Here is an 11,334-nt window from a genome sequence, read left to right on the forward strand (position 1 = left end):
ATTCTTTGTCCCGTCACCCGTATGAGCGTCAAAATCCAGGATAAAGGCCGATTTGATCAAGCCCTGTTCGCGTAACCGCAGCAGTGCAATGGCCATATTGCAGAAAACGCAGTACCCCCAGTTTGTATCTCTGGATGCATGGTGTCCCGGTGGGCGTATACATGCAAAAGAAGGCTCCCCGTCAATACAGGATTCTGATGCCATAATAGCCCCGCCTGCAGACAGCAGCGCCATCTCGTAACGCTTTTCGTTGTTCTTTTCCTTCTCTATCATCTCTGCCGAATGACATCTCAGAATATCCTCGATCGAAGCTGGCTGAGGTTCAATAAAAACGTATTTCCCATTCGCGGTTAACTTATCCATAATGGATTCCATTCTGCCGGGAACAGATGCGCCATCGTCAGCATAATCGGAATTATAAAACATTTTATGGAAGATAATTTTCATAATGCCTGACGCTTTTTGTGCAGAATAGGCCAGTTTCGCAAAATACTATATGTTTATCGGTAATCTTTAGTGTTTTAAGGCCGGCAGCGTATTTTTCTGAAGATATGCAATATCCCTGTTGCCTATTTCTAAGAATAAAGGGCGGTCTTAATGTTTGCCATTTACCCGATCTATTCCTGCGCCTTTGTTAAGGCCTGCTGGATGGATTCCCTGGTAGGCGGCTTCTTAACAACCGTTAAAGCCCCGAAGGACACCGTTTCTGCGAGTAACTCCTGATTAGTCTCTGATGAACACATGATGACAACGGCATCGGGGTTAATCTTTTTAATCTCTTTGAGGCATTCCACGCCGCTCATATTGGGCATATCTATATCCATGAATGTCACATCGGGGTGCACGCTTTTAAACGTCTCCAGACCTTGAACCCCGTCTTCAACTTCATAGAAATCAAAATCCTCTGCCCTCGGAATACAGCTTTTCAGTATCCGCCGCGCTACAGGAGAGTCATCAGCAATCAGAATTTTCTTTATCATAGTATGTTACGGTAACCCGTCTGAACGTGATTCGTCAATATTAAAATAAGCGACTATCCTGTCTTTCCAATACCTCACGGACCTCCTGTCATCTTCCTAATGGCCGGGCGTTATTTCAGGCAAAACAAACCGGTCGCTCAGGTCAGCAAAGGCCGGTTGATGAATAATCATCCAGTGGTAAACAGGATAAATGCTTTCGAAGGCCGCCGGTGTCAGTTCTTTCTTGAAAATCTCCACCCATGTGTCAAGCTGGGCAGGCCAGTACGTGAGATGAAACCCATGGGAACGGTAAGCCCGAAAGACCCAGAGAACCGTCTCCACAAGAACAACAGGGGAAAAATCCTGGAAGAGCGAGGTCAGAAAACGGGTATGGTTGCGGTGATTGTCCTCCATCATGTCGTGATTTCCCGCACCGATGAGGTCTTCCAGGTCAGCTCGCTGACCCATGATCCGGTTAATCTCTGCTGCCAGTTTCTCCCTTTTTTCGCTATATTCATGTGCTGCTGCCGGTGTGGGATGGGGCAAGGCGGCTGCCGTTGCAATCAGTTCTTCTTTTGTCATGTATGCCTCCCTTTTAGTATATCTGGCAGAGAAAAACAGAAATGAGAACCCTTGTCTGTTCCCTCTGTTACCGGTACCCTCGGCACTCTCTTTTCATATCTCAAACTCCAGAATAAATTTCGTCCCCTTCTCCCGCTCTATCGTCATGCTTCCTTCAAGCTGTTCTGTTAATATACCGACAAGCTGCATCCCGAATCCGGTAGAAGCTGTAATATCAATTGATTCAGGAATTCCAACACCGTTATCCTGTATCATGAGTGTTGCATGATTATCCTTAAACGAAAGAGAGACAGATATCTTCCCGTTTTCTCTACCAATAAATGCATGCTTCATTGCGTTTGTAAGCAGTTCATTAAGGATAATCCCTGCAGGGGATAAGATCTTTGCGTCAAGAATAATGTCATCAATTTGTTTTTCAATGGTCACCATGTCCCGGTTGGGGAAATTGATTGCAATTTCATCAATCAGAGAGGTAAGGTATTCCTTTGCTGATATCTCTCTGAAGTCGGCAGACCTGTATAACTTATCATACAAAATCATCATCATGCTCCTGACACGGCTTCCTGAATCCTCAAGGGCGGCAATAGCTGACGGGTCCTTCAGCATATCTGCCTGGAGGGACAACAGACTTGTGATCACATTCATATTGTTCTTGATCCTGTGGTGTACTTCGCGGAGGAGGAGTTCCTTTTCTGCGAGGAGGGATTTGATCTGGTTCTCGGCGAGTTTGCGTTCGGTAATGTCTTCCATAGCCAGGAGGATAATATATGAGCCGATATTTTCACGGAAAATCTGCCGGGCGTTGAGCAGAATAATCTTCCGGCCGATATCGAGAAAATCATGCTCAACTTCATAGCCATTGAACACGGTATCATGGGGAAGTATCTCCTCAAAGAGTACCCGCAGTTTGGGGATGTCCCATTGCCGGTTACCAAGATCGTAGATGAAATTCCCGATTGTTTCCTCGGGTGTTACCTTGAAGGTATCGTAGAAGCTGCGGTTGGCTGTGAGAATCTTCAGGTCGGAATTCAATACCACGAGCGGTTCGCGCAGGCTTTCCACAATGTTCTCGACATATTCCAGGGCATCCTGGAGTTTCTCTCCTGCCCGGTTCTGTTCAGCGCTCTTTTTCTGAAGCTCCCTGCCGAGATTGCTCAACTCATTATTAGCGGTAACGAGACCCTTCCGGAGGGCTTCAAGTTCGAGGCTGTTGACCTCTCCGATAGCAAGGATTTCTGTGCCGGCATGGAAGAAGCGAAAATAGAAGGTTTGGGGAAGGCCTCCTGCTGTCCTGACATTCAGGAGATGCACGCGGCCCGGCTCGTCCAGAAGGCCCGACAACTTCGCGGTACCGGTAAAATCGACTAAAATGTCATTTAATGTTTGCTGCTGAATATCTTCACCCACAAGCTCCCGGGTGTAGCGGTTGGTATTCAGGATATGTCCTTCGGTGTCGAGGACAAGGACCAGGAAGGATGCATCAGTTTGCACATACTCCATGATTAATTCAGCCAGAGAAGCCATGAATCTCCCTTTCCAAATCCCTCAGCGAAGAGAGATATGTAACTTTTTTATATTTCAATACCTGATCAGCCCCTCCCCAGCGAAAAGCCTGCCCTCCCACCAGGATGGGCAGATCCTGAAAGGTGGCGCGGACCATCTCGATCACTCTCAAAAGATTATCAAGATTGAAGTAAACAGAAAGAGAGAGACCAACGAGATCGGGTTTTTTATTGTCGATAAGTTTCAGAAGTTCATCGGGTGGTGTATTGGCCCCCAGAAAGTAACCATCCCAGCCATTGAGTTCGAAGATGTCGGCCGCCATTTTGCCTCCAATCTGATGGTACTCATTGGCCACACAGGCGATAACCGCCTTCCTGCCGATATGATCAGCGGCAAAGATGCGGGGGTACACAAGGCTCAGAAGACTTTCTGTAATAGATGTGGCAAGGTGTTCCACTGCAACGGAGATCCTGTTCATCTCCCACATCTCGCCGATTTCATACATTGCCTTTTGAAATAACAGCATATACAGATCGTATATGTCTATGTCCCTGTCCAGCAAACCTTGTACAATGTCCAGGCACTCTTTCCTGTTACCGGTTATAAGGGCGTTGAGGTAATCACGATACACGGTTTCCGGAATATCAACCCTTCCCACAACAACCTCCAGATTTGATTTATATAAGCATGTAAAGCATTACCTGAAGCCGATTATATGTGCAGTTGGTAGCAGTATATATGCTCAATTATCATTATCGCACAATATCATTATGTGGATAAGATAAATTAATTACTCGATGTATGCCAGCTACCCGTCCAGCACATCCCTGATCTTTTTCAGCAGCTCATTCGGTAATAACGGCTTCGAGATGAAGTTGACCGTATCTTCCATGATTCCCTTGTCGAGGATTACATCTCCGGTGTAACCGCTGGTGAAGAGGAACTTCATGCCGGGATCGGTTTTTACGATCTCATCATATACCTCTTTCCCATTCTTTCCCGGCATGACCACATCGAGGATGATGAGGTCGATCCTGTTTCTGTTCTCCATGAAGGTGCGGACTGCTTCTTCCCCGTCTATTGCCTCGATGATGGTGTACCCGTAGCGCTGGAGGATTTCCCGTGTAAAATTCCTTATCCCTGGATCATCTTCAGCCATAAGGATGGTTTCTGAACCTTTTTTTATGTTGTGTACGGGCGAAGCCTTCTGTTCCTTCTCTATGTCAACAGAAGGAAGGTATATGCGGAAAGTGGTGCCGTGGCCGTGTTCGCTGTAGACCGTTATATAGCCGTTGTGCTGTTTTACTATGCCGTAGACGGTAGAGAGACCGAGGCCTGTTCCTTTACCTATCTCTTTGGTGGTAAAGAAGGGATCAAAGATTCTTGCTTTTGTTGCCTCATCCATGCCAATGCCGGTATCAGAGGCAGAGAGTAAGGCATACTTTCCGGGTTTACCATACCCGTGCATCCCGATAAACTCATCATCCAGCGTTACCATCTTTGTCTCTATACTCAATGTGCCTCCCGTCGGCATGGCATCGCGGGCATTCGCGGCAAGATTGATGAGTACCTGGTCTATCTGGGTAGCATCTCCCATGATGACGAGGGTTTTTTCGGAGAGCCTTATTTTCAGCTCGATATCTTCCGTAAGGAGCCTCTTTAAGAGCTTTGATGTTTCTTTTACGCTATTGTTTATGCCAAGAGGCTTAAGGATGATCTGCTGCTTCCTGCTGAAGGCGAGGAGGCTGTGCGTTAAGTTTGCCGCCCTCTCGGAAGAGGCAAGGATCTCATCAACAAAAGCCCTGTTTGGATCATCTTCCCGCATATCCATCTTCAGCAGGCCGCCAAAGCCCGTGATTGCGGTGAGGATATTGTTGAAATCATGGGCGACTCCTCCGGCCAGGGTGCCGATAGCCTCCATCTTCTGTGATTGAAAGAGTTGGGATTCAAGGTGTTTCCGGTTTGTGATGTCCTCAGAGGTGCCATCATAATAGAGGATGTTGCCGTTTTCATCATACACACAACGGGCATTTATAGATACCCAGAAGGGGCTCCCGTCCTTTCTCTTCAGTTGCACTTCAAAGCCTGTAATTAAGCCCTTTTCTTGAAGGATACGGAGAAACTCGAGACGCTCATCAGGATTTACATAAATCTGTCTGCCAACATCTGTGATTGTCTCAATCATTTCTTCAGGTGAACTATACCCGTATATACGTGCGAGTTGAGGATTGACAGTAAGATAACGTTCTTCAGGCGTTATCTGGAAGATACCTTCAATGACATTGTCGAAGATGGAACGGTATTTCTTTTCCGCCTGATATAACGCCTCCTCTCTTTCTTCCAGTCTCTGGTATGCATCAAATAACTTGAATGCCATCTTTATGGAAGTGATCAGTACGGTCTCACCGGAACTCTTTACCACATACCCGTAGGAAGCTATCTTTTCTGTTTTCTGAACCACTTCAGCCTGGGTATAACTGGAGAGGAAGAGAATGGGAATATTTTTTTCCTTGAGGATGATTTCTGCCGCCTCTGTCCCGTCCATGCCTCTGCCAAGGTTGATGTCCATGAGGATAAGATCAATTGCTGGAGTATCCCGTACTGTATTGATAGCCTTTTCTCCGCTGGAAGCGAGAATGACATTAAATCCGTGCCGTTCTAACATCTCCCTTTCCATAACAGCGATCAGTGCTTCATCTTCTACCAGGAGGATGGTCTTCTGCTTCTGTTCATTCATGGTGTTTTCTCCTGATCAACGGAAAAAGTGACAATGCATTGAGTACCATTCTCCCGTTCTAATTTTATGTCGCCGTTTATCTGCTCTACCGCCTGCACAATGAGTAAGAATCCCAGGGATTTTGCGCTTCTTATGTCGATATGGTGAGGGAGGCCAATACCGTTGTCGGAGACGGTGAGAACGCTTTGAGAACCCTCTGAAGAAATGGTGATTTTAATCTGCCCCTTCTTCCCATCAGGGAAGGCATGCTTCATGGCATTGCTGACAAGTTCGTTCACGATAAGACCTGCTGGTATGGCAGTAGTGATGTCAAGAGAGGTATCCTTGACATCTGTTATTACATCTTCCTGTGGAAACCCGTAGGAACGGGCAAGCTCCCGGACAAGTTCCTCTATATACTCCTTGAGGTCGATCCGGGAGAAGTCCTCAGACTGATAAAGCCTGGTATGTATTTGCGTCAATGCATTTACCCGGTTCATGCTTGTGATAAAGGCATCCTTTGATTTGTCGTCTTTTATCTGGTTTAACTGGAGGGCAAGGATACCCGAGATGGTGAGGAGATTGTTCTTCACCCTGTGCTGGATCTCCTGGAGGAGAACCTCCTTTTCACGGAGAGATGCCTTGATCTGTTCTTCGGCTTGTTTGCGGGAGGTGATGTCGTTGATGCTGGATAGAATGCAAGGCCTGTGGCCCAGATGTATCGTTTGAGCGGAAAACAAGCCTGTGATGACTTTACCGGTCTTCGTTCGGAACTGGTACTCCTTGCCCACGACAGCCCGGCCTTCGTTAAAAGCAGCCACCACGCACTGTCGGTCTTCTTCGTTGACCCACAGCTTCAGCCCGACCGACGAGCCGGCGAGGGCTTCTTCCCGAGTAAACCCCGTCATCGAGATGAAGGCGTTGTTGACCTCGACGAAAGTACCGTCTTCCGCGCGGGTGATGGTGATGGCATATGGCGAAGTCTGAAAAGCCTTAGAGAACTTTTCCTCGCTCTCCTCCTTTTCACGGAGAGATGCCTTGATCTGTTCTTCGGCTTGTTTGCGGGAGGTGATGTCAATGGCCGTAGTAGCAAGATGTTGAGGAGTTCCGCTCTTATCCCTTACCAGCGTACCGACCATCAGTGTGGGGAATATGCTCCCGTCTCTGCGGCAATGCCAAACCTCCTGGGCTTCAAAACTATCTTCGTTCAATAATTGTAACAACAGACGTTCAACCTGCTCCATATGCTCCCCGGGATGTAATTTGCTCAAGTGTTTTCCGATTAGCTCTGTTGCCTCATAACCGTGGGCTGCGGCAGAACATTCATTCAAGTAGGTCAAAAAACCATTCACATCTGCAATCATAACACCGAAATTCGCTTTATCAAAGACAGTCTTGAATAGTCGAATCGTCTCTTCCGCCTGCTTATGTTCAGTGACATTGCTCATCACGACGCGGTATACTGACTCGCCATCAGCGCCCTTTGTGGCAGTGGCTTCCAGCCGCGCCCAGAATGTCGTTCCGTCGTGGCGCACCATCCGCAGTTCGCACACTTGCGACTTGTCTGTTTCGAGGAGCTGCTTGCGGTACAGGTAATAGATGTCCAGATCATTATGTGCGATAAAGCGGGTTAACGGCTGCCCGACCAAATGTTTTCGGTCTATACCGAGTAATTCGGCGGCAGTGAGATTGGCCTCCAGGATTAATCCCTGCTCGTTGATGGTGATATAACCCACCGGCGCCTGGTCATATAGGTCGGAGTAGCGCGCCTGCGACGCCTGCAGCTCTGCCTGCGTCCGGCGCAGTTCCTCGTTCTGCATCGTAAGCTCAATCCGGTGAACAGCCAGTTCATGGAGCGAATGCTGTAATTCTTCCGGCGACATCGCCTCAGGGTTTTCCGCCATCCCGGCAGTCTTTTCCCGGGCGACCTCTTCGGCTCCTTTGCGCAAATCAGCGGCTTGTTCGTGTCGGCTATCCTTGTTTTGTTCTTGTTTCCGGTCAGTCATGATTTTCCCTCATTGAGGATAGTGAACAGTGAATAGAGAAAAAACCGTCATTCCCGTCCCTTTCTCAGTCATTCCCGTGGAACTTGCCCCGAGTGGTTCTATCGGGGAACGGGAATCCAGAACTAATTGATTTTGCAGGAGCCTCTTATCTTCCATTTCTTATCTTCCAGTTTTCTCATATTTCCTGCCTTTTTAACTATTCACTATTCACTATTCACTATTCACTGTCTCTATCCCTACTCACCGCTTCTTCCTTCCCGTCCGTTCCGTTGTCGCAATCGCATACATCTGCCCGGCCTCATCCACCAAAGCGGTGGCGGTGAGCCAGATCTCCACGACCCGGCCGTCCCTGGTGATCCGCTGTGTACAATACGGCTCCAGAATCTCAGACATGCTAAGCTGATGCAGCTTGGCCAACTCTTCCTTTCGCAGTCCCTCCGGGATCCGGTCGCGGTCATTCATGGCCAGCGCCTCGGCTTCACTCCAGCCGTACATCCTCACCGCTCCCGGGTTCCAGGCCAGGATGCGGCCCTCCATGTCCCGCACGGTGATCGCATCGTACGCATCGTGCACTACCACAGCCAGACGGAGCATATTATTGGCTTTCTGCAGCTTCTCCTCCGCCTTTTTAATATTGGTGATGTCAATAAAGGTGATTACAGCGCCCTCGATCACGTTGTCCATCGTGCGGTAGGGCATGATGCGCATCGTGTACCACCCTCCCGCCAGGGTCTGCACCTCCAGCTCTTTGGGGATAAGCGTGTCCAGCACGGCCTGTATGTCGGCCACCAATGTGCTGTAGTCCGCCAGATTGGAGGCGATGTGGCCCACGGGCCGCCCCACGTCGGCGAGGATCAGGTTGATGATCGCGCTTGCGGCTGGGGTGAAGCGCAGGATGCACAGCCTGTGATCCACAAAGATGGTGGCGATGCCCGTGCCGGCCAGGAGATTGTTCATGTCGTTGTTGGCCCGCGACAGGTCGGCCAGCTTGGTCTGCAGTTCGGCGTTAACCGTTGCCAGTTCCTCATTGACCGACTGCAGTTCCTCCTTCGAGGTCTCGAGCTCTTCATTGGTGGATTGCAGTTCCTCGTTGACCGACTGCATCTCCTCGTTCGAGGATTTGAGCTCTTCGTTGGAGGTCTCCAATTCCTCGTTTGCTGTCTGGAGATAATCTTCCTTGACCCGCAGTTCCTTCCTGAGCGCGATGACGCGTGCGTCAGCATCGGGTCCGTCCGCCGCCGCGATGGCCTGCAGGGCGGCTGCCATCTGTTCCTGCCCGGGGTCGAGGGGCGGCACTTGTTCCAGGATGACCAGGTACAGGGGCGTCTCAGGCATTGCGGCAGGATCTGCAGTCACCGGGAGGACAGTCAGGTTGAGCATGGTGAAGTCACCGTTGGTTTTGACGCGCAGGCCGGGATGGCGCACGGCCTCTCTTGTCCCCGCGGCTTTGTGCAGGGCCAAGGTCAGGTCGCGCCGCAGTCCTTCGCGGGCCATCTTCAGGATATTGCTGGTTCCTGCCTCGCCCGGGGCCGGCTCAAGGTACAGACCGGTGCGGCCGTGGAGATAGAGGATATCGCCCTGGCCGTTGACAAGCGCGCCGACAGGGGCCACCTGCAGCAGCAGCGCCTGTTCTGTCAGCTCGCGCAGCGGCAGCTTCCCACGGAATGCCGCTTTTCCGGCTGCCCGCGGGATCGCCACATCTATCGCCGTCATGGGCGGCAGAAAGCGTCCCATGGCTGTGCGCCGCGAGCTGTGGATGTCATCCCTGCGCTGATACAGTTTCAATTTCCGGTCCAGCACAGTAAAGAGGTCCATAAACTCGCCTACGGTCTCGGAAGTGCCCAGGAAAAGAAAACCGTCCGGGTTCAGGGCATAATGAAACAGGGGGATCAGTTTCTTCTGCAATTCCCCGCCCAGATAGATCAGGAGGTTGCGGCAGCTGATGAGGTCGAGCCTGGAAAATGGAGGGTTTCTGATCATATTCTGCTCGGAAAAGACCAGCATATCACGGATGCCTTTATGGACGCGGTAGGCGCTGCCGCCGGGATCGGCCGCGAAAAAGCGCGCCAGCCGCTCTTGTGAGATATCGGCGGCGATGCTGCCCGGATAGATGCCGGCGCGGGCTGCAGCAATGGCATTGCCGTCAATGTCGGTGGCAAAGATCTGCACCTTGAAAATCTGTTTCATCGCCTCCTGACGTTCGGCGAGCAGGATGGCGAGGGAATAGGCCTCCTCGCCGGTGGAGCAGCCCGGCACCCAGACGCGTATCACTGCGCTTGCAGGCTTGCCGGCAAAGAGCTTCGGGATGACCTGTTCCTCGAGGGCACGGAAGGCCTCCGGGTCGCGGAAAAAACTGGTGACGCCTATCAGGAGATCGTGAAAGAGGGCATCAACCTCTGCCGGTGCCTGCTGCAGATATCTGACATACTCGTTCATCGTTTCGATCTGGTGGACGGCCATGCGCCGCTCAATGCGGCGGTTGACGGTACTTGGTTTGTAGAGGGAAAAGTCGTGGCCGGTCTGGGCGCGGAGCAGGATGAATGTCTTTTTCAGCGCGTTCTCGGGCACCGGATCAGATGCGTGCCGGGGGGGCTTGCCGAAGGCATGGGCCACATAGGCGATGAGCTGGGCTGGCATCTCAGCCGGCGGAAGCTCGTAGTCTACCAGACCGGTAGCAATGGCACTCCGCGGCATGCCGTCGTACTCGGTGGACGCGGGGTTCTGGACCATGACCATGCCGCCCTCACCCTTGATGGCGCGCACACCGAGAGTGCCGTCGCTGCCCGTGCCGGAGAGCACGATGCATATAGCCCGCTCGTGCTGGTCCTGGGCGAGTGACCGGAAGAAGAAGTCAATGGGCAGGCGCTTCCCCCGGGGTGCGGATGGTTCCAGCAGTTGGAGGGCGCCGTTCAGAAATGCCATATCGTGGTTCGGGGGAATAATATAGGCACAGTTGGGTTTGACCGCCATACCGTCCTCGACCTCGAAGACCTGCATGCTGGTGTAGCGCCGGACGAGGTCGGTGAGGATGCTCTTGTGGTCCGGTGCCAGATGCTGTACAAGGACAAAGGCCATACCTGGATCGGAGGCGGGCATGCCGGAGAAGAAGGCCTCGAAGGCTGCCAACCCACCAGCAGAGGCGCCGATGCCGACGATGGGAAAGCCCGCACGCGGGTGGTCGGTCGTGCCTGCCTCTGTTGCGGTCCCAGCCGCTGTGTCCTGCGGCGCCTCGATTGTCTTGGAATCAAGCGTTACTTTTGATTCTTTTGCCTTGCTTCTTTTTCTTGCTGTTATCACAATTGATCCCTCCCTTAATTGTGGATATCGGATTGCGAATTTGCGATTGTGGATTTTGTATAGTGAACAAAAAACATTTTATCAAGCTCATTTAAAATAACCAGGGGTGTAGAAGGAATTGCTATCTTGCAGCGTAGACTTTTTAGTTTCGGATGATGCATTCTGGATTTTGTTTCCGTTTTGCCAGCATTATCTATCTCTGTCACAACCTGACTCCTCTCAATTCTCACATCTCGCAAAAGCGAGAAAGATTCGGGGGGGGGGGGGGGGG

9 protein-coding genes are annotated in these 11,334 nt (G+C 51.0%); all 9 read right to left on the reverse strand.

All coding sequences use genetic code 11. The annotated features are described in order from the left end of the window. Positions 1-447 (reverse strand): histone deacetylase family protein (locus NTX75_00375; protein ID MCX5814684.1); only part of this gene is annotated, 447 nt, incomplete at its 3' end. Positions 448-617: 170 nt separating this feature from the next. Continuing rightward, positions 618-980 carry a response regulator gene (locus NTX75_00380; GenBank protein ID MCX5814685.1) on the reverse strand — a complete coding sequence of 121 codons (363 nt, stop codon included), beginning with the start codon at positions 978-980 and terminating at the stop codon, positions 618-620. 96 nt (positions 981-1,076) lie between these two features. Next, entirely contained in the window at positions 1,077-1,541 is a 465-nt protein-coding gene (locus NTX75_00385) for a hypothetical protein (protein MCX5814686.1), read from the reverse strand. Positions 1,542-1,634: 93 nt separating this feature from the next. Further along, positions 1,635-3,065 carry an ATP-binding protein gene (locus NTX75_00390; GenBank protein MCX5814687.1) on the reverse strand — a complete coding sequence of 477 codons (1,431 nt, stop codon included), beginning with the start codon at positions 3,063-3,065 and terminating at the stop codon, positions 1,635-1,637. Next, positions 3,049-3,702, reverse strand: coding sequence for a cobalamin-dependent protein (locus NTX75_00395; protein MCX5814688.1), 654 nt, complete (start codon positions 3,700-3,702; stop codon positions 3,049-3,051). The genes NTX75_00390 and NTX75_00395 overlap by 17 nt, the downstream gene beginning before the upstream one ends. 150 nt (positions 3,703-3,852) lie before the next feature. Continuing rightward, complete coding sequence (locus NTX75_00400) at positions 3,853-5,781, reverse strand: response regulator (protein MCX5814689.1); 1,929 nt, start codon at positions 5,779-5,781, stop codon at positions 3,853-3,855. Then, complete coding sequence (locus tag NTX75_00405) at positions 5,778-7,766, reverse strand: PAS domain S-box protein (protein MCX5814690.1); 1,989 nt, start codon at positions 7,764-7,766, stop codon at positions 5,778-5,780. Before NTX75_00405 ends, NTX75_00400 begins: the two co-directional genes overlap by 4 nt. 240 nt (positions 7,767-8,006) lie before the next feature. Further along, a complete protein-coding gene (locus tag NTX75_00410) occupies positions 8,007-10,922 on the reverse strand; it encodes a PAS domain-containing protein (GenBank protein MCX5814691.1) in 2,916 nt (971 codons plus the stop codon). A 155-nt stretch (positions 10,923-11,077) separates the two neighbouring features. Beyond that, positions 11,078-11,334, reverse strand: a 257-nt coding sequence (locus NTX75_00415; protein ID MCX5814692.1) for a hypothetical protein, incomplete at its 5' end; no start/stop codon positions are given.

Source organism: Pseudomonadota bacterium, assembly GCA_026388315.1.
GTDB lineage: Bacteria > Desulfobacterota > Syntrophorhabdia > Syntrophorhabdales > Syntrophorhabdaceae > MWEV01.

Coding starts and splice junctions, on each gene's coding strand:
- NTX75_00385 (MCX5814686.1), bottom strand. CDS start 1,541: ATGACAAAAGAAGAACTGATTGCAACGGCAGCCGCCTTGCCCCATCCC.
- NTX75_00400 (MCX5814689.1), bottom strand. CDS start 5,781: ATGAATGAACAGAAGCAGAAGACCATCCTCCTGGTAGAAGATGAAGCA.
- NTX75_00390 (MCX5814687.1), bottom strand. CDS start 3,065: ATGGCTTCTCTGGCTGAATTAATCATGGAGTATGTGCAAACTGATGCA.
- NTX75_00380 (MCX5814685.1), bottom strand. CDS start 980: ATGATAAAGAAAATTCTGATTGCTGATGACTCTCCTGTAGCGCGGCGG.
- NTX75_00405 (MCX5814690.1), bottom strand. CDS start 7,766: ATGACTGACCGGAAACAAGAACAAAACAAGGATAGCCGACACGAACAA.